The 18,531-nt window shown below is 36.4% G+C and carries 14 protein-coding genes and 1 pseudogene; 6 read left to right on the top strand and 9 right to left on the bottom strand.

Annotation, left to right across the window (positions count from 1 at the left end; translation table 11 throughout):
• From OQ279_RS09470 to OQ279_RS09455, 4 genes are all read right to left on the bottom strand, one after another.
• Complete coding sequence (locus OQ279_RS09470; RefSeq protein ID WP_266069636.1) at positions 1–708, bottom strand: hypothetical protein; 708 nt, start codon at positions 706–708, stop codon at positions 1–3.
• On the bottom strand, positions 701–1,768 hold the full coding sequence (locus tag OQ279_RS09465; protein WP_266069634.1) for a hypothetical protein: 1,068 nt from the start codon (positions 1,766–1,768) through the stop codon (positions 701–703). Before OQ279_RS09465 ends, OQ279_RS09470 begins: the two co-directional genes overlap by 8 nt.
• A complete protein-coding gene (locus OQ279_RS09460) occupies positions 1,758–4,076 on the bottom strand; it encodes a sensor histidine kinase (protein ID WP_266069633.1) in 2,319 nt (772 codons plus the stop codon). The genes OQ279_RS09465 and OQ279_RS09460 overlap by 11 nt, the downstream gene beginning before the upstream one ends.
• A 424-nt stretch (positions 4,077–4,500) precedes the next feature.
• Positions 4,501–4,875 (bottom strand): hypothetical protein, encoded by a 375-nt coding sequence (locus OQ279_RS09455; protein WP_266069632.1) that lies wholly within the window; start codon positions 4,873–4,875, stop codon positions 4,501–4,503.
• Between the two features lie 79 nt (positions 4,876–4,954).
• On the opposite strand from OQ279_RS09455, the gene OQ279_RS09450 reads away from it, so the two are divergent.
• Complete coding sequence (locus tag OQ279_RS09450) at positions 4,955–5,110, top strand: hypothetical protein (RefSeq protein ID WP_266069631.1); 156 nt, start codon at positions 4,955–4,957, stop codon at positions 5,108–5,110.
• Between the two features lie 111 nt (positions 5,111–5,221).
• Here the strand turns inward: OQ279_RS09450 and OQ279_RS09445 are convergent, their stop codons facing one another.
• Entirely contained in the window at positions 5,222–5,440 is a 219-nt protein-coding gene (locus OQ279_RS09445) for a helix-turn-helix domain-containing protein (protein ID WP_266069630.1), read from the bottom strand.
• A 719-nt stretch (positions 5,441–6,159) separates the two neighbouring features.
• Between OQ279_RS09445 and OQ279_RS09440 the strand changes: the two genes are divergently transcribed.
• The 4 genes and pseudogenes from OQ279_RS09440 (at position 6,160) to OQ279_RS09425 (ending at position 13,439) form a co-directional block, all read left to right on the top strand.
• On the top strand, positions 6,160–8,229 hold the full coding sequence (locus OQ279_RS09440) for a SusC/RagA family TonB-linked outer membrane protein (RefSeq protein ID WP_266069629.1): 2,070 nt from the start codon (positions 6,160–6,162) through the stop codon (positions 8,227–8,229).
• A 12-nt stretch (positions 8,230–8,241) separates the two neighbouring features.
• Positions 8,242–9,144, top strand: a pseudogene (locus tag OQ279_RS09435) (SusC/RagA family TonB-linked outer membrane protein); the annotation flags it as partial.
• A 10-nt stretch (positions 9,145–9,154) separates the two neighbouring features.
• Positions 9,155–10,543 carry a RagB/SusD family nutrient uptake outer membrane protein gene (locus OQ279_RS09430; protein ID WP_266069627.1) on the top strand — a complete coding sequence of 463 codons (1,389 nt, stop codon included), beginning with the start codon at positions 9,155–9,157 and terminating at the stop codon, positions 10,541–10,543.
• A complete protein-coding gene (locus tag OQ279_RS09425; protein ID WP_266069626.1) occupies positions 10,530–13,439 on the top strand; it encodes a M16 family metallopeptidase in 2,910 nt (969 codons plus the stop codon). Before OQ279_RS09430 ends, OQ279_RS09425 begins: the two co-directional genes overlap by 14 nt.
• Before the next feature lie 50 nt (positions 13,440–13,489).
• Here OQ279_RS09425 and OQ279_RS09420 read toward each other — a convergent pair whose 3' ends face one another.
• The 4 genes from OQ279_RS09420 to OQ279_RS09405 all read right to left on the bottom strand — a co-directional run bounded on the left by OQ279_RS09420 (position 13,490) and on the right by OQ279_RS09405 (position 15,743).
• Entirely contained in the window at positions 13,490–13,756 is a 267-nt protein-coding gene (locus OQ279_RS09420; protein ID WP_266069625.1) for a DUF6520 family protein, read from the bottom strand.
• A gap of 77 nt (positions 13,757–13,833) precedes the next feature.
• Positions 13,834–14,316 (bottom strand): MauE/DoxX family redox-associated membrane protein, encoded by a 483-nt coding sequence (locus OQ279_RS09415; RefSeq protein WP_266069624.1) that lies wholly within the window; start codon positions 14,314–14,316, stop codon positions 13,834–13,836.
• A 73-nt stretch (positions 14,317–14,389) separates the two neighbouring features.
• A complete protein-coding gene (locus tag OQ279_RS09410) occupies positions 14,390–15,355 on the bottom strand; it encodes a helix-turn-helix domain-containing protein (protein ID WP_266069623.1) in 966 nt (321 codons plus the stop codon).
• A gap of 13 nt (positions 15,356–15,368) precedes the next feature.
• Positions 15,369–15,743: a DUF7793 family protein gene (locus OQ279_RS09405; protein ID WP_266069622.1), complete on the bottom strand. Its 375-nt coding sequence runs from the start codon at positions 15,741–15,743 to the stop codon at positions 15,369–15,371.
• 306 nt (positions 15,744–16,049) lie between these two features.
• Between OQ279_RS09405 and OQ279_RS09400 the strand changes: the two genes are divergently transcribed.
• Positions 16,050–18,485, top strand: coding sequence for an aminotransferase class I/II-fold pyridoxal phosphate-dependent enzyme (locus OQ279_RS09400; protein ID WP_266069621.1), 2,436 nt, complete (start codon positions 16,050–16,052; stop codon positions 18,483–18,485).
• Positions 18,486–18,531 lie beyond the last annotated feature (46 nt).

Genomic DNA, 18,531 nt, shown 5'->3' with positions numbered 1-18,531 from the left:
TTAGCTCAAATACAGAGGGAAAATTTTATTGATTGTAAAATCTTCATGTGTATTGGTTGAATCAAAAGCTTTAAAATATGGGGTCCATAACCTTTTTTGAGCTCTTTTAATAATCTGTTGATAGTCAGAATCCGTTAGTAATGCATTTACAAAGGAAAATTGTTTGTTATTAAAGTAATTGGATATTATAAAATGGAACCCCAAAAATATATCCATTGGAGGATGAGGAATTCTCGGGCATGATAGAACAGACATATTTTCATCTATTAATTCTAATTTTTTACCACCATATTGAAAATGATAAGTGGGATGAGTATACTTCACATTTTCTGTATTAAAATGCCTGTCCAGGTGCCAACTACTAGTATAGGCTTTATTTGAAGAACTTTTATTTTTATAAACTGAAATATTAATATCCATAGAATAGCAATACAAAGGGTCGACATTCTCAGATAATTCATTTTTTACCATTAGCATATTATCCAATAAAACTTGACAAAAATTTAAGTTCTCTGGACGTGTTCCAGATATTCTGCCATTAATATAAAATGAAAGATTTTCGAGATTATATTCCACTAGATTTTTATCCTCAAGGTGATCTAGTAAAGTAGTGAATCCTGAGAAGTCACCAGTTACATTGTTATCTTCAATCAACTGAATGAAGATAGACAAGTCATTTCGGAAGGTTCTTAAACTCCAACTATCCATTGGTCCTTTCTTTTTCAACTATATCACGAATGGCCTTTTTGTCAATTTTGCTTATTAGCAGTTTATAGTCATCCATTTTTTCTAAGGCTGAATCAATAGATATATATTCTTTGTCTTTCCATGGTAGATAGGTCTTTAATAATTCTATACCATCAAATGGATCTAAGGGTTGCCCCGAATGTTTACAAATTGTCCAAAAACTTGAACTCAGGGAATGTTTTGTTTTAGTTAATGGGACTAATTCTTTCAAACCTGTTTTTGATTTCAACAATTCTACTCTTTCTTCAGCATTTAAGCTTCTTAAAGAAACACCAGGACTTATTTCATCATTCCACCATTTAATAATTTTATCCATCCACCAACGCGTAAGATATTCCGAAAAAACACCTTCGTAAATACTGGAGTCAATTATTTCCAATAACTTTTTCCAATCTCCGGATTCTTTAGAAACGCCAAGTCTTGCAGAAAGGACATCTTCGCCAATCATTATGCCTATAGGTCTAACTATATCATAATAAATGAAGCTGCTTAGTGTATATAGGTTTTTGCTAATTGCAGCTGCATCAGATTTAATCCTAGAGTGCAGTATATAATTATCATCAAAGCCAATAATTTTTTTTAGGTCAAACTTATATTTAACTATAGTTTCATATGAATTAATAAAAGCATCTAATTTTTCTCTGAATCTTTGCTTATCTCTTGAAAACTCTTCTTTTGTCAAAACAAAATCAAATAAATCCTGGCTTGTTAGATCCTTATCAAACTCTTGTACTTTGATTGTTTCATTAGACATTAAAATTAATGGAAAATCTTTTAAATCATTTTTATGCTTTGTTCTCAGTGTTTGCGCAATAGTAGGAGCATCAAAACAGGCATTATTTATTCCTTTAGTCAATCTGTAATCTAATACACAAGCTCTTGTATCTGTTTCTAATGCACCAAATAGATCAGTTAAGTCTGAAGTCGGATTGAAAAGGTCAGCCACATACCCCAAGTTACGAATGTCACTTAGGCGACTTTCTGTTTCCAAGTCATCTATATATAAAATTTTATATGCCATAGTCCTCTAATTCTTTATCTGTTGCTTTAGGTATATCTATCCTTATGCAGGTGCTAAAACCTTCTTTTGGGGATACAACTTGTATACTCCCTCTATAACTAGAAACAATATCTTTTACTATTTTTAATCCTAACCCTGTACCAGTAATTTCATTACTTGAATCGATTTCATTCAGAGAATTCGGTGAAGTAGTAGTAAAGAATTCATCAAATATTTTTTCTTCATTTTCTTCTGATATTCCATCTCCGGTATCAGAAAATTCTAAGAAGATATTGTTATTATCTAAACCACATTCAATTTTTATTTCACCTGCTTTTTCAGTTCTTTTAATTGCTTTTTTAGAATTGGTGTAAAAATTAAATAAGATAGAGGACCACTCCGATGGATGCATCGGGATAGTATATAAGTATGATCCATTTCGTTCTGGTATTTCGAACTTAATGTTGCTTTTTAACGCATCATTATGGATTGATTTCCAGAAATATTCAACTCTATTCTGGATTTCAATAGGCTTTAGTTCTCTAATTACATTCTGGGATATTACATTGTCGAAATATGAGGTATAACTCTTAAAAGTTGTAATGTTTCTATCCAAAATTAATAGTCTTTCAGTTAGAACAGTGTCTGAACGGAGTTTTTCCAGAAGAAATTTCACATCAGATTCCATATTAATTACATAGTCCCTAACTTCATGTATGAATTGTCCTATTGTTATACCAACACTACTCAAGACACGGAGCATAGATTTTTCCTTGAGCATTTTACTCGTTTCTTCTTTTTGTAGTTTAGCAACTTCTTTGATGTCTTTCTTGAGTTTCTTTAATCTTTTTTTTCTCCTATTTTTTACCTGAATGTTACCTTCCTCCTTTTCCAACTCCAAGTCTAACGATTCAAGAGTATGTGCTATATCTTTTATTCTTAGTTCAATTTTTTCATAAAGTTTACCATCCTTTTGTTGTCCAGAAACAATTTTAATATTTCTAGCCTCTGCTGTAATAAATACACTCTGCATCAAAGTTCTATAAACAAAATTCTGTAATTGAATAAGTGCCTCATTTTCCATTAGACCCTCTCTACTTGAAGTTTCATTAAATTCTCCTTCTTCATCTGTCAATTCTACAAAACCGAAAAAATTATTATTTCCATGTACCGGAAGAATAGATCTTCTTGTAACTGATTGATCTAATTTAAGCCAATCGTTACCTGGTTCACCATAGGGTAAAACTCTAAAGCCATTCCTATACAACCTTATTCCTCCAGAAGTTCTTGCCGCTTTTTTTATACTCGTTTCATGCATTTGTGGAATCAACCCCGAATTATATACAAAATAATAAGCCTTGAAACGGACCTTTTTAAGATGAGTAAAAGGTATAGTCATATCATCAGGATCACTACCTATTTCACCATATTTATCAATATCAAGTTTTTTACTTACAATAGAATAAATACCTAATCCATTATCATCTATCCAGCCATCAATTTCTGCTAATGCGTGATTATAAATCATTTTAGATTCATCGGCAATCACAATTGCCTTGTCACCTTCTATTTTTTTAAAAATAGTTTTAAATCCAGGGTCTAATATCTCAACTTGGCCATTTTTTTCTTCTATGACTTTTTCTTCCGATAATGGGAAGGGTTGAATAATTGCACTTACATATCTATAAATACGTTTAATTGCAGCTTGTGACCATCTATCTTTTAATCCTTCAATTTTTAAGGTTGTTCCTTCATCTTTTCTTTTAGGGATGGTTGTTATTTTATTGGTAATGTTACCTAGATCTACATCACCCTTATAATGTGACCAATCTATAGTTAATACTAAGGTGTGATCACCATTTAATGTTTGTGTAATTATTGTTAATTTTTTACCTAATCTTTGAACAGCAAATCTTCCGATCCCTTTTTGACCGGCTCTTTTACGATTATACCTTTCAGAAAGTGGGTGCCGTAATTTATCTGTAGAAGATATCCTCATAAATCCATTGATAAGCTGATCTTTAGTCATTCCTAAACCATCATCTTCAATAAATAAAGTTCCCCCAATGGATTCTGAATCTTCAAATTTTAAAACTACTTTTTTAGCATCAGCATCATAAGAGTTCTTTACTAACTCAGATACTGCAGTTTCTTGCCTTGCCACCAATTCGGTTCCTAATCTGTCAATTACTCCAGCATCTACGCTAAATCGTACATTATCTTGATCAAAACTGGCTAGTTTTGAGGACAGCTCTAATATCTTCGTGTAGTTTTTTGGTTCGTCCGCTAATATCTTAGCTAGTTCACTTCGAATTTTTCTTTCATCCATATTTTAGGTAAGTGAAAAAATATTAAAGGTAATTTTAAGTAGTATTGAATTTAGGCATTCGAATATTATTTAAAGTGTATTAAACAGCATAGAATCTGTAAGGTGAATTATAAAGGTAGCTGTTATCACCCTTTCAATTTTTATTGGTCTTCAAAGAAACTAAATATTTTAGAAAGAAAAATTATATATCGAAAGGTATTGATAGGTGCCACCGGAAATAGGATAGAAGGATTTTTGAAATATTTACTGTACAGTAGTGGACAGGTTATTCTTTCCACGATAATTTAATAGAATATCCGAAAAAAATTTCTCTTTAAATTAGCTCTTACCGAAACGGTAAATCAGCGGGATCCCTTCAAAAGGGTTTAAAGGTAATAAAATTTAGGGGGGAACGTATAACTTATGAATTGATGAGTGGGGGAAACTAATCCACATGAAACCTCACGCACAGTTCTTCTCCGGTCTCTGGTGACCGACGGTAGAGATCAATAATTTCTATTTTTTCCTGGTGGGGAATAATGATCGTAATCTTCTCCTCATTCCCGGTAAGGCAAAAGAAAAAAAGACCTTGCTCCAGAGAAGATATTTCCTGAATATCAAAAGATTCGAATTCCATACCTTCTGAGGTAACCGTTGTAATAGTAATGGAATGGCTGTCGAAATAAAGAATTCGATCTATTTCTTCAAATTGGGAAGGAAATACTTCCGGCGACGTTTGAGTAAGAGGGGATTGAAATATTAATTCTTGCGCACCGGCAGGTAGGGTAAATAGCAATAGAAGAAATATTACCTTTTTCATTTACTTAATGTAAAAATTATTCTTATATAAATCTATGTTTTAATATCAACGGATATTTCAGGAAAAATCAGAACAAGTTATGACCCTTTACGAATTTGAACTAAAATTCGATCATGAGCAATATAATCTTGTCTTCACCCAAGGCGACTTCATATTATATCATATTGAGGATTCCAGAAGAATTGGAGCAATAAATAGATTGGAAAAAGAAGCTTTGTTGAAGGAGATCTTCTAGATCGCTATGTGAGGAAAGGATACTAAACTATAGAGGCTCATCGAAAATCTATTGGAGAGCAACAAAGATTCTTTGCAATTCCGTTAAGATTGGATAATATATTTCGCTGTTTTAGAAGAACTCCTTCAATTCAATGTCAAAGAAATTAGCTAACGAAAAAAGGGTTATAATGGTTGGATTGCTTTCACCTCTTTCTATTCGTCCTATTTGATTTGCAGATTTTCCTACTTCTAAACCAAGTTCGAATTGAGACAGGTTTCTCATTTTACGATGTTTTTTAACGGTGGCACCTATTTTTTTCAGCAAAGGAATGCAATGAGAATTGTTCATACGCTAATTTTGCTGTTGCTGATAAATTTTTTCAACACATATATGTGTTATTAATTATTTTTTATATATTGCTCCCAGATTTAATGTATGCGAATCTTCTAAAGCACTAGAAGCATTTCGCTTTGATTCTCTACTTGAAAACTGGTAATTTAAAAGGAACGAGATGATAAGCAAGATGCTCACGACCCGGGCGTGGGCTCTCTTATCGTTCCAAGGTATACCAGTACCTCAAGTAGATAAGTTGAGTATCCACGCCTTTTTGTTTCCCTTCATTGGGGTGGCCCCTCGATACTCTTCTTTTCAAAGCCGCTGCTTCTTCTTTAGAGGTTTCTCAATACATAAGAACTTTTTGTTTTGCTCTATTTCTATTAGCCTATACTTCATATTGAAGAGCAAAGCGTTGTAGGGTGTCTAGTTTAGCCGTTAGTACCCGTGGGTCAACCATTACACAAATCCTACAACTTGTAATGGTGATGGGTGGGTGGGTGACATTTTGCCCTCAACTGAGGGATGAAACTTTTAAAGAACAAAAAGCGCATGCCAATGAAACAGTACTAAAATTTAACCCTGCAAATTTGCCAGCCCCCTGGCAAATGTGCAGCCCTACCCTTGTTCAAGGAACAAGTGAGAAACAAAAAAGCCTTCCAGTCACTTTTGGCGAAGCTCGCTGGAAGGCTAACATCAAATAAAACAATGTTTCATTTAACCATTACAAAATTATGAAAAATAATTACAGCCGGTTAGTAATAATCGCGCTTATCACCATAATCGTCTTCCTGTATGCCTTAACAATTAAAGGATATGCTGCAGGACTTCCTGCTGCTTTGCAGGAAACAGTCACCGGAGTGGTGACAGACGAACAGGGCATGCCCCTGCCGAGAGTAACTGTTACAGTCAAAGGCACAAGTAGGGGTACATCCACAAATTTAGACGGGGAATATGAAATAGCAGTTCCACCACAAGGGGTACTGCTATTTTCTTATATAGGATTTAAAGTTATGGAAATACCTGTTGACGGGCGACGGGAAATAAACGTGCAGTTGGTTGAAGATATTACTGCACTGGCTGAAGTAGAGATCAACGCCGGGTATTATAATACGACAAGAAGAGAGAGCACGGGAAACATCACCCGAGTTACCGCCGAAGAAATAGAACTTCAACCGGTGGTGAGTCCGCTGCAGGCCCTGCAAGGAAGAATGGCAGGGGTGGAGATCATACCTGGGGGGGACCGCCCAGGTGCGGCACCAACCATTAGAATCAGGGGAAGAAATAGTCTGAGAGAAGAGGGGAATTATCCACTGTATATTGTTGATGGGGTACCTGTGAATACTATACCTATAGAGAGTAACAGTCTTTTAGGAACAACTGGGATTGACCCATTAAGCACATTAAATCTTTCCAATATTCAAAGTATAGAGGTTTTAAAGGATGCAGATGCGACTGCAATATACGGTTCCCGTGGGGCTAATGGGGTCGTTCTGATCACCACCAAACAAGGAAATTATGCAGAGAAGGGTTTAAATGTTTCAGCCTACACTGGAGCTTCGTGGATGCCTGGAAGGGTTAATCTGTTAAATACAGAGCAGTATTTAGAGATAAGGCGTAAGGCTTTTGAAAATGATGATCTGGAACCCAGTGTATATGATGCCTACGATCTGGTGCTATGGGATCAAAACCGATTCACAGATTGGCAGGATTTCTTCTTTGGAGGTACATCTCAAGTGCGGGACGTAAATCTTTCTGCCAATGGCGGAGATAAGAATACTTACTTCAGGTTAAGTGGTTCCTTTCATAAACAAGGAACCATTTACCGGGGCGATAATGACTACCGTAAATTTACGGGAGGATTTAATTTAAATCACTACTCTCCCAACGACAAATTGCAGTTGGGGTTTTCAATGAATTACGGATTGGATAACAATTCTCTACAGGGAAACCGTGATTTGTCCACTGTTGTATTTGAATTGCCTCCAAATGCGCCGGAAGTATTTAATGAAGATGGAAGCTTAAACTGGGACGAATGGTCTGAAGCTGGAATAGACAATCCATTAGCCGGATACTTCAACAGCAGTAAAATTACCAGTCACAATCTCATTGCAGATCTAAGTGTAATATATAAAATTGTGTCGGGTCTCAAATTCAAAACTAATCTGGGATACAACTATTTTGAAGGTAAAGAATTGTTAAAAAGACCTAAAAGATCTTATGATCCTGCAACATGGGAATATATCAGTCATTCTTCGAGTCAACTTGAAAACAGTTTTAATTCCTGGATTATAGAACCCCAGTTAATTTACGATTCAAGCTTTGGAAAAGCAAGTTTGAATACAATTATAGGGGCGAGTGTTCAGGAAAAAAAATCCTTTCAATCGGGTGTTACTGGAGAAGGTTATGTTACTGAAACGATTATCGGGGATCTCTCTGCAGCTGACGAGCTCCTGTACGGCACCAGCGCTGAGTCTGAATACCATTATGCTGCACTTTTTGGAAGAATAGGATTAAACTGGGAAAAATTATTTTTAAATCTTACGGGAAGGAGGGACGGTTCTTCACGTTTTGGGCCAGGAAAGAGATTAGCGAATTTCTGGGCCATAGGTGGTGCCTGGATTTTTTCTGAGGAAGGATCTTCAGGTTTCAATGACTTCTTAAGCTTTGGGAAAATCAGAACTAGTTATGGTACAAGTGGTAGTGACCAAATAGGTGACTACATGTACATGGATGCATATAAAGCAACACTTGGTCCGGGAGGTGTGTATCCTACTCAACTATATAATCCCGATTATTCGTAGGAAGTCAATAAGAAATTTGAAGCTGCAATTGACCTAGGCTTCCTTAAGGATCGCATAAACTTAAGTTTTAGCTGGTACAGGAATAGGTCAAGTAACCAGTTGGTTGGTTTTCCACTTCCAGCAATTACAGGATTTAATTCGGTTCAGGCGAATTTGCCGGCTACCGTTGAGAATAAGGGATTTGAAGTAGAAGTTTCATCTACAAATCTCAGAACCAAAACTTTCTCATGGGAAACCTTCTTTAACTTGACAATTCCGAAGAATGAGCTTATAAGCTATCCGGGAATTGAACAATCTTCCTATGCAAATGTCTATAAAGTAGGTCATCCCTTGTCGATTTCACTGCTATACCAATATGAAGGTGTCGATCCTGAAACAGGGCTGTATACAGTGGCAGATGTAAATGATGACACAAGCTTAGATTACAACGACAGAATTGCTATACAGAATATGGGAAGGCAGTTCTATGGAGGGATTAGTAATAACCTTAGTTATAAGAAATTTTCTCTTCAGTTTTTAATGGACTTCACTAAACAAAAAGGTTATTTTGATCTATTCGAATATGGAGACTTAGGTAATCAGGCCTCTGTTGATTTCATAGAATTAGAAGAGAGTGGTGATTATCAACGAATATCTCAGTCGTATGAAGCATCAGAAGCATTTTCAAATGTCCTTTTTTCCAACTTACCCATAGTGGATGCTTCTTACGTAAGACTTAGAAGCCTCTCTTTTGCCTATGATTTTCCTTCTTCATTTATGGTGCCCATAGGTTTAAGTGACGCTAAAATTTTCCTGAACGGGCAAAACCTATACACGATTACCAAATTTAAAGGATTAGATCCTGAAGAGCCTAACGGAGGAAGATATTTTGCTGGGTTGAGAACCATAACCGGAGGAATTCAAATTCAATTTTAAAAATATAACAATGAAAGCCATATTAAAAAAAACAGCAGTTTTTATACTGCTGCTAGGGATAACATCCTGTGAAGATTACTTGGAATTAGATGCTCCCAAAGAAAAAATAGAGAGCTCAACCCTTTTCCAGAATGATGAAACTGCACACAGTGCTTTAGTCGGTTTGTACAATCAATTGGCATCGGTCAATTTTAGCGGGGGAGGTCCTTCCAGTCTAACAGTTTTAAATGCTCTTTCTGGTGATTTGCTTATGCCTATTTATACCAGGAATCAGGAATATATGCAATTCGAGCAACGTGAGTTACTACCCCTCAATTTTAGAAATGAAAATCTTTGGACAAGTGCTTATAATATTATTTACATAACAAATGCACTTCTCGAAGGAATTGAAGGTTCAGATAATCTTTCTGAAAAAGTTCGAGATAAAATTCAGGGTGAAGCAAGTTTTATTCGAGCTTTTACTTATTTCTATCTGGTCAACCTGTATGGAGATGTTCCACTAATTTTGACAACTGATTATCGAGAGAATTCCTTAGCCGAAAGAGTACCACAAGAGGAGGTGTACCAACAAATATTAACTGATCTTGAAACTGCGATAAGCATTTTGTCCCCAGATTATTCTAACGGAGACCGTACTGTAGTCAATCAAAACACTGCAGTTGCTATGATGGCAAGAGTTCAACTCTATCTTGAGAATTGGAATGATGCTGAGCTTTACAGTAGCCAGATCATAGACCAAGCAGTAACCTATGAATTACTCGAAGATCTTAATTCTGTTTTTCTGGCAAATAGCAGAGAAGCCATTTGGCAAATTTCTCCGAAGGCAAGGGGGTTTTCACTAACTAATACCCAGGAAGGGGGGCTTTTCATAATTCATCCTCTCTATTACTTTCTGGCTCAATTCAAGCTTACTCCATCATTTATAGATTCTTTTACTACTGAAGACAGAAGGCTGAGCGACTGGATTGGTTTTCATGAAAATACTTCGTTTTATTTTCCATTCAAGTATAAAATTCAAAATAGTACTGAAGATGCCACAGAATTTTCTATGGTTCTGCGTCTTGCGGAGCAATATTTAATTCGGGCAGAGGCAAGAGCAAGGCAAAATGATTTAGCGGGAGCTATTTCAGATCTTGATAAGATTAGGGAAAGAGCCGGTTTGATGACCATCTCTCAAGCTCATCCTGAAATAGGGCAGGAGGAAGTGCTTCAAATCATTTTTGAGGAGCGAAAGAAGGAGTTATTTACCGAATGGGGCCATCGATGGCTCGATCTTAACCGTACTGACAAAGCAGGGGACATCTTTGTTGAGAATTGGGAGAGTACTGATGTTTTTTATCCCATACCTGAAAACGAGAGATTGAAAAATCCTAACCTCACTCAAAATGAAGGATATTAAAAAAAGAAGAAGATACAAAAGAGGTCATAAGGTTCTAATTCCTTTAATCCTGTACTTTTTCATTTTTGCAGTCTACAACTCAACAGCTCAAAGCGTTCTTCCAGTTCCGTTGGATCCAGATATGAGATACGGCCAGCTTGCAAATGGTTTGACCTACTATATCAAAGCCTTACCGGGATCAAAAGAAGGAGTAAGCATGAGACTAGTTCATAAGGTCGGTTCGAATGATGAAAGAGAGGATGAGGGTGATTTTGCACATGCTATTGAACACCTAGCCTTTCAATCTACAAAGAGTTTTCCCTTAGGAATTGAAAATGATGAAAGATTTAATAGCTCAGGTTTTGGTAATTATAAGGTGAATGCCTCAAGTGGCCGTCGAAACACGACATACAAGTTCAACATAGGTGAACCCTCTCCGGAAGGGCTAAAATTAGGTTTTTTATGGTTCAAAGAAATTATCCAAAATCTTACGCTTACTAAAGAGGACATTGAAAGTACAAGAGGAGAGGTTAGAGAAGAATATTTGGGAAAGGTGGGAACGCAACTCGCTTATTCCATTGCCAGTTCCAAAATGTACAGTAGAATTTTTCCTTGTGAAGAAAGTGAAGAAGGGCTTCTTGATCACTACGATTATTTTTCACCGGAAAAAATCAGGAAGTTTTACGAGGCCTGGTATCATCCAAAATTAATGGCTTTGATAATTGTGGGTAATATACATGATCCGGTTGATGTAGAAAAACAGGTTAGATCAACCTTTTCTATAAAACCTTCTAAAGGACTTTCAGTACGACCCCAGAATTGTGACTCTCTATATTTTGAGAAGGCGCCTCAATTTGTAATAGTGGAGAGAAAAATAGATTCAAATAAACTCATCCAAGACAAGAGTGCAGAAGGACATCTTATTTTTCGTCTTCCTGAGTTTCAACCGCGGTTGGAGAGTATCGACAGAGCAACAAAAACTTTTTACCTAAAAATGATGCTCGATATTTTAAATGAGAGACTAAGGGAGGGGAGCGAAAAATATGAGATGAAAAGGCCATTAATTTATGACCTTTACACGCAGGATTTACCTTCGGCAATGGAGATAGTTTTTTCTTTTAAAAATGGGGCAGGAAAAGAAACAGTTAAAAAAATAGCAAAGGTTTATCATCAACTTCAGAAATATGGCATTTTAGAATCTGAATTCATAAAGGCTAAGGAAAAGCTACTCTTTAAGCTGGATTGGTTAAAGGAGGATCAGCCCGAGTATTGGTTGCAGGAAATCGATAGTCACTTTATTAGAGGTGAAGTTTTACCCGCCCAAAAAAAGCTAAACATCTTAAAGTATGTTGATGATCTCAAGATGAAAAATTTAAACAATTTTATCAAAGAACATCTAGTTAAAAGTCCTGAAGATATAGGATTCATAGCTCCCGCTGGTCATGAAGCGTTGTCGTTTAAAGAGGGAGAAGTTAGGTTCTGGTTCGTTGATGCTTTGGATGAAAATATTAAACCCTATAAAAACACGGAAGTAAAGACGTTGCTCAGCAACGAGGAAGTTAAAAGCTTAGAAGCTGTGAAATTTATAGATAAGGGAATCGAGGATTTTGGTGCTGAAAAAATTATATTAACTAACGGAGTAGAGGTAGTCATTCTTCCTACTTCCTCCAATGATCCGGTGAGTCAGCATCGGATTAACTTACATGGATTCAGGATTGGTGGAGCCAAATTTTTAACCGAAGATGATTATTGGTCGGCCCTAAATGCATCCCAGATAGTTTCAAATTCTGGAGTAAATGGCTTGACCAATTTTGAAGTAAATAGAATTTTACGTCACCAGAATATCTTGGCCGGAGCAGTTGCACCCTACATTGATAATGCAGAACATGGTATCTATGGAAGTGCAAAACCAGAAAATTTGGAAACCATTCTGCAATTGGTCTACCTGTTCTTCACCAGACCCAATATGAACAAGCTAGCTTTTGAAAACTGGAAAAGTGAAAAGATTGATTGGTATTTGAAATCTTCTGCTGATCTGTATGCAGCTGATTTTAATGAGGCTCGCAGACGTGACCTAGGTGACAAGAACCTTCAAAACAGTCATAACAGAAGACATTTGCCTGCAGGGACGTTAGGAATTCTGAGCCTTGAAGAAACAGATTATGAAAAATCTTTTAATATTTTTCGACGGTTTTTTGGCGATGCAGAAGGTTTTACATTTTTAATAACAGGAGATTTTGAGATTGATGAAATTTTGCCACTTGTCCTAAAGTATCTAGGAAATTTACCTGGTCCAAATCTCCATAAAATGCCGACAGAGAATAAGAACAGTACTTTCCCTGAAGGATCCACTTTCCAAGAACTTTCGAACAAAGGAAACCTCAACATGCCAAACATTAGTTACGGGACAAGCTTTATTATAAAACCTGAAGATTTCTATGACTGGAAGGAGCGTATGAAAATTGAAGTGCTGGGGGAGGTTGTGAGACAAAAAATGTGGGACTTAAGGTTTAAAAAGGGCTATGGCTTGTATGACGTAAGTGCAAGAGGACAAATGAATTATAATCTAAGGCGTTATGAAATACATACTTATTTATTTTGCCAACCAAAGGATTTTGAGCGGCTTCAAGAGGAAATCAGGCAGATTTATTCTGATATTATAATGGGTGAAATTTCTGAAGAAGAACTTTCTGGAGCTCGTGAAATGGTGGAATATTTTAATTTTTCCGAAAAAGCTATACGTCTAGGAACAAAAATTAATGGGCTTTATCATCATTATAGATTCAATTATCCATGGACCGATATTGGTAGAATGAGTTCTTTTACTAAAGAATTAAATCGAGAGGACATAGTAGAAGTGGCAAAGAAATATCTTGAAGGAGAAAATTTTCATGAATATGTTATAAAAGGAAATTAATTGTAAAAGCACACCGGTTCTAAAGCCGGTGTGCTATTTAAAGGCAACTATTAAAGCTGACGTTTCCTACCATCTCCTTTTTTTAATGTATTAGGATCTGGAGCATCATATACTTGATGAACCTCCCCATTGGGCAACTCAACTATACATGTCTTGTTTCCATCGCCACAGTCAATTTCTTGTCCCAAGGACATAAACACCCCACTTGAAGGTTGATAATAATCCTGTGTAGGATCTATTTCCACATTTTCAGTCGCAAAGGACATTCCAATGGCAAAAATCATTGCGATCATTGGTAAAAAAAAATTAGTTTTCATGATTTCTAATATTTAAAGATTGCCTACTCTATTTATCAGGTTTTCGGCTTCTCCTGCTTTTGTTGCAACAAAAATCTTTATGGTTTTACTTCAACCACATTGGTTGATGATTTACTTTTATATGTTTTCAGATCGTAGGAAAGAGCAATAGCCAAAAGGGCCAATAAGGAACAACCAGTGTTGAAAATCAAATGATCATTCCAGGAGAATGTACTTATCACGCCACCACAAGAACAGGGGATTGATTCTGCAAATAGAAGAACTGCGATTATATAGAGATTGAAAATGATGAGTAATATCAAGGAAGAATAAAAAGCCTGAAATCTAAAATTTGGCTTAAAGTAGAGGAAGGAAATAATGATTTGGACCGTCGGTAAAATAATGGCTAGAGAGACGGAAAAATCATTAATAAATGGGAACTGTTCCAGTTGAGTCTGAAAATTTTCAAATTCGATTAGTTTGCTTACTGCAGCATAGGTAAAGAGTATAATGAAAAAAAGAGAGATGACATCAACTGTCCACTTTTTCCAATGTGCAATGTTCTTTTCAAACTTTTTCATGATACTTTCGTTACATGATAAAATTCGGAAGATATATCTAACAGGCTAGTATAGATTTTTGCTGGTAGAGTATTTATTCCAGCTTTTGATTTCTGAGGTCACTGGGATTGTAACCGTATTTTGTTTTGAATATTTTGGAGAAATGAGGAAAACTTTTAAACCCGCAAATTTCTGCAATTCGACTGAGGGGAATATCTGTGTTTGATATGAAGCTATGAGCCCTTTGAAGCCTTTGGTCTTTTTGAAAACGAAACACTGAAGTGTTATAGAGTTGCCTGAAACCTATCTTTAGTTTAAATTCATTCGTGCCGTGTTCAAGAGCGAGTTCTTTTAGAGAAGGCAGAGGTTTTTCAAGATTATTGAGGATGTAATCATATATTTTCTGGATCTTTTTCTTATCTGCTTCCCGGTAAAGTGAATACTGCTGCTTTTTTTTGCTCTTTAAACCATTGGATTTAAGGTTTTGTAGTGCGAGTTGAATATTTTCCTCTTTTTCTTTGGATTGGATAATTGTCTGGAGTGCAGTTACCAGAAATAACTTTCGATCATCTTTTTTTAATACAAGAGACGAAATGGAGCAAAGAGCAGGAACCGTTAATGAATTACTAGAGGAGAAAAAGAGTCGAAGCGTTTGGTAATAAGGTGACTCATTAAGCTTTTTAATTTCTTCAATTTCTTTTTTCCATAGTTCGGCAGAGTCTATTGTTAAAAATTTTTCAAAGGGAGCTCCACTCAATTCTGAGAATGGTAGTCCCAGGAGCTGCTGGGCAGAGGAGTTAAAGTTACGAACACAAAACTGATCATCCAGAATGAATGTCATTTGAGCTATCTGCTTGTAAGTTTCGTGAGGATTGATAAGCGCGAAGTGATGAAAACTCTCCCGTATCTCTTCCGCCATCATATTTAGAAGCACTATTATTGTTTCCAGTTGGTCATTATGGCGGGAGCGTTCAATGCGGTAAGAAAAATTTCCACTGGCCACCTCAAGTATCATTTGACAGATCTTGGCAATCTTTTCTTTATCTGTTTTGGTGTACATCTACCAAATCAATTTAGCGAAAGGTTTTTAGGAACATGAGAGCATCGTATTTCTCGGTAAATATTTTAGTGGGAGTTATAGGTTTACTGGTGCGAACGTAGAAATCAATTATGGCCTGAGAGATGGGGGGATTTACAAGGAAAGCAACAGCTGAAGTAAGAATTGAACCTTCCCTTGCTAAATAGTCCCTTGCTGATTTGTCTGTATCTTTGACTCCACGGGTATCACAGAAAACTGGATAATACTTGTCTTCCTGGCATTTTAATCGATCAGTCACCACCTTTTCTGCAGCGAAAAGATCTACAACAACTTCTGGATGGTAGATAAAGTGAAGTATACCATCATCAATCCAAAAGGTCGCATATTCGTTGGAAAGCGATTTATTCATAATTAATCTAGTTTAGCCAACATTGAAGTTAAGGAAAAAATAATGTCATTTGCTTGACATTCAACATTTTTACCTAACCTGATGAATAAATTTAATAGAGTTAATTTGAAAGTAGTTGTAAATGAAGGAGTTTGATTTACTCTAAGAGTATTAAAAATAATTCGGCACCGCAAAGTAAGATTATTTTGCCTGTAAAGTATAAGTACTTGCCTATAAAGGATTCTGTTAATAGCTGAAAACTGAATGAGGTGTTTTGCTCAATTCAAATTACTTAGTTTCATCTAAATAATTTTAAACAGCTCCAAAATGGCAAAAATCAAACAGAATAATTTTCTAGACACGGTTGATGAAGTTTTTACCAGTGCAAAGAAAGCCGGCGTGCTACACCTTCATTCAGATGGTAATGTATTTTCCGGTAGGACCATCCAAATCAACGGCAAACAGCATTATCATTTTGGAACAACTGGATATCTGGGATTAGAACAGGACCCTCGGTTAAAAGAGGCAGCTATTGACGCTATCAGAAGGTATGGGACGCAGTTTCCTCTATCCAAAAGTTATATTTCTCATCCCCTTTACGCGACCCTTGAGGAAAAAGTAGGGCAAATGTATGGACAACCAGTGATTATTACTAAAAATAGTACACTTGGACATTTAGCTGTAATACCAACTGCAGTCCGAGATGAAGATGGGGTGATCCTGGATCATCAGGTACATTGGAGTGTGCAGAATGCTACACAACTTCTAAAGACCAGGGGCGTACCTGTAGAAATGATCAGACATAACAATCTGGATATGCTTGAAGACAAGATAAAGTCACTAATTGGAAAATGCAGTAAGATTTGGTATATGGCTGATGGGGTTTATTCTATGTACGGAGATTTTGCACCGATTGAACAACTGATGCAGTTGGCAAACAAATATCCTCAGTTACACTTTTATTTTGATGATGTGCATGGGATGAGCTGGAATGGAGAAAATGGTACAGGATATGTTTCAAGCATCTTAAATGAGCTGCCCAAAAATGTGTTACTGGTGGGAACGCTTAGTAAAACCTTTGGTGCCAGTGGGGCAGTTGCCGTTTGTTCAGACAAAAGATTACATAATAAGATAAAGACCTTTGGCGGTCCTCTTACATTTTCTGCGCAACTAGAACCTGCATCTGTGGGAGCTGCCATTGCTTCTGCTGATATCCATCTGTCTACTGAAATTTACTCTCTTCAGGCCGAGCTGCAGGCAAGAATTAATTATTTTAATCATCTTCTGGACCAAACGGAATTACCGCTTATAGACAGGAATAATTCGCCTGTTTTTTACATCGGGACAGGAATGCCCATCTCAGGATATAATTTTGTCCAACGCTTACTCAAGGAAGGTTTTTATGTAAACCTGGGAATTTATCCTGCTGTGCCCGTAAAAAATACCGGGGTAAGAATTACCATTTCACGTCACAATAAGGCCAGTGATATAAAAGGCCTGGTTGAAGCGATGGAATATCATTATACTGCAGCATTGGAAGAGACGGGTGCTTCACTTCTTAAAGTAAGAAAGGCTTTTAAAATGGCTACAGAAAAAATAAAGGAAGAAGAAAAGCAGTTAATACCTCATGACTTCAAAATTCTTATTGAAGATTCAATAGAAAAAATTGAAAAGAAGGAGTGGAACAGGATGTTTAAAGGAAAAGGGATTCTCGACTGGGATGGACAACTCTTTTTAGAGAATGTTTTTAGGGGTAACAGTAAAAAAGAACACAACTGGGATTTTAAGTATTTAATAATCAAAGATGAGCATGATGAGCCAATTTTGGCCAGCAGTTTAAGTCATGCACTCTGGAAAGACGATTTGTTGGCACCTGCTTCTACTTCTCTCAAAGTTGAAGAACAGAGAAAAACCATGGGAGCTTATTATCTGACATCTCAGATTCTAAGTACCGGTTCCATTTTTACTGAAGGCGATCATATTTATATTAACGAATCACATCCGAATCTTTTAAAAGTCTGGAAGGTTTTTATTGACATCCTGGAAAGCATAGATCACGAGCACTACAATAGTTCCATGATAATACTTCGGGATTTTTCATCGGATACTCCCTACAATGGAATTTTTCATGATCATGGCTTTGTAAAGGTGAATATGCCCGAATCCAGTGTGTATAAAAATTTTAATTGGGAGACACCTGAAGAGTTCCAGGCCACACTTTCACGACGGTCCAGAAGACACTTTGGGAAAGACATAGCTGCTTTTGAGGATAAGTTTGAATTGACGATATGTCAAAATGTTCAGCAGGATAAACTTCCAAAGTTGCAGGTGCTTTATGAAAACGTGAGGCAGAATAATCCGGGGCTAAACACTTTTTCTTTTCCCGAGAAGCTTTTCCGTAGCATGAATGAGGATCCAAATTGGGAGTTCCTCTTATTATATCTAAAGAAGGAGTGGACTGAAAATAATTCTATGGAACTTGTAGGGGTGATGTTTTGTTATAAAAATTTGGAGATGACTTATGTTCCGGAGTTCATTGGAATGGATTATCAATACGCCAGAGAATTTAATGTTTATAGGCAACTACTTTATCGCACAATTAAAAGAGCGAAAAATTTAGGTTATAAAAAGATCGATTTTGGTTTAACCGCTGCCTTTGAGAAACGTAAATTGGGGGCAGAAATAATACCAAAGGTTTGTTATGTTCAGGCGAAGGACAACTTCTCATTAGAACTTCTAGAAACGATGCAGAATAGTAGATAACCAAATTGGCATGCGTGAGCTCCCCCTTCCAGTTTTTCAATCCATC

The organism is Salinimicrobium profundisediminis (genome assembly GCF_026241755.1).
GTDB lineage: Bacteria > Bacteroidota > Bacteroidia > Flavobacteriales > Flavobacteriaceae > Salinimicrobium > Salinimicrobium profundisediminis.
Note: the sequence above shows the minus strand (reverse complement) of the source record. Positions and strands in the feature narration are given on the sequence as shown.

Coding starts and splice junctions, on each gene's coding strand:
- OQ279_RS09455 (WP_266069632.1), bottom strand. CDS start 4,875: ATGAAAAAGGTAATATTTCTTCTATTGCTATTTACCCTACCTGCCGGT.
- OQ279_RS09445 (WP_266069630.1), bottom strand. CDS start 5,440: ATGAACAATTCTCATTGCATTCCTTTGCTGAAAAAAATAGGTGCCACC.
- OQ279_RS09425 (WP_266069626.1), top strand. CDS start 10,530: ATGAAGGATATTAAAAAAAGAAGAAGATACAAAAGAGGTCATAAGGTT.
- OQ279_RS09470 (WP_266069636.1), bottom strand. CDS start 708: ATGGATAGTTGGAGTTTAAGAACCTTCCGAAATGACTTGTCTATCTTC.
- OQ279_RS09430 (WP_266069627.1), top strand. CDS start 9,155: ATGAAAGCCATATTAAAAAAAACAGCAGTTTTTATACTGCTGCTAGGG.
- OQ279_RS09465 (WP_266069634.1), bottom strand. CDS start 1,768: ATGGCATATAAAATTTTATATATAGATGACTTGGAAACAGAAAGTCGC.
- OQ279_RS09405 (WP_266069622.1), bottom strand. CDS start 15,743: ATGAATAAATCGCTTTCCAACGAATATGCGACCTTTTGGATTGATGAT.
- OQ279_RS09450 (WP_266069631.1), top strand. CDS start 4,955: ATGACCCTTTACGAATTTGAACTAAAATTCGATCATGAGCAATATAAT.
- OQ279_RS09440 (WP_266069629.1), top strand. CDS start 6,160: ATGAAAAATAATTACAGCCGGTTAGTAATAATCGCGCTTATCACCATA.
- OQ279_RS09415 (WP_266069624.1), bottom strand. CDS start 14,316: ATGAAAAAGTTTGAAAAGAACATTGCACATTGGAAAAAGTGGACAGTT.
- OQ279_RS09400 (WP_266069621.1), top strand. CDS start 16,050: ATGGCAAAAATCAAACAGAATAATTTTCTAGACACGGTTGATGAAGTT.
- OQ279_RS09420 (WP_266069625.1), bottom strand. CDS start 13,756: ATGAAAACTAATTTTTTTTTACCAATGATCGCAATGATTTTTGCCATT.
- OQ279_RS09460 (WP_266069633.1), bottom strand. CDS start 4,076: ATGGATGAAAGAAAAATTCGAAGTGAACTAGCTAAGATATTAGCGGAC.
- OQ279_RS09410 (WP_266069623.1), bottom strand. CDS start 15,355: ATGTACACCAAAACAGATAAAGAAAAGATTGCCAAGATCTGTCAAATG.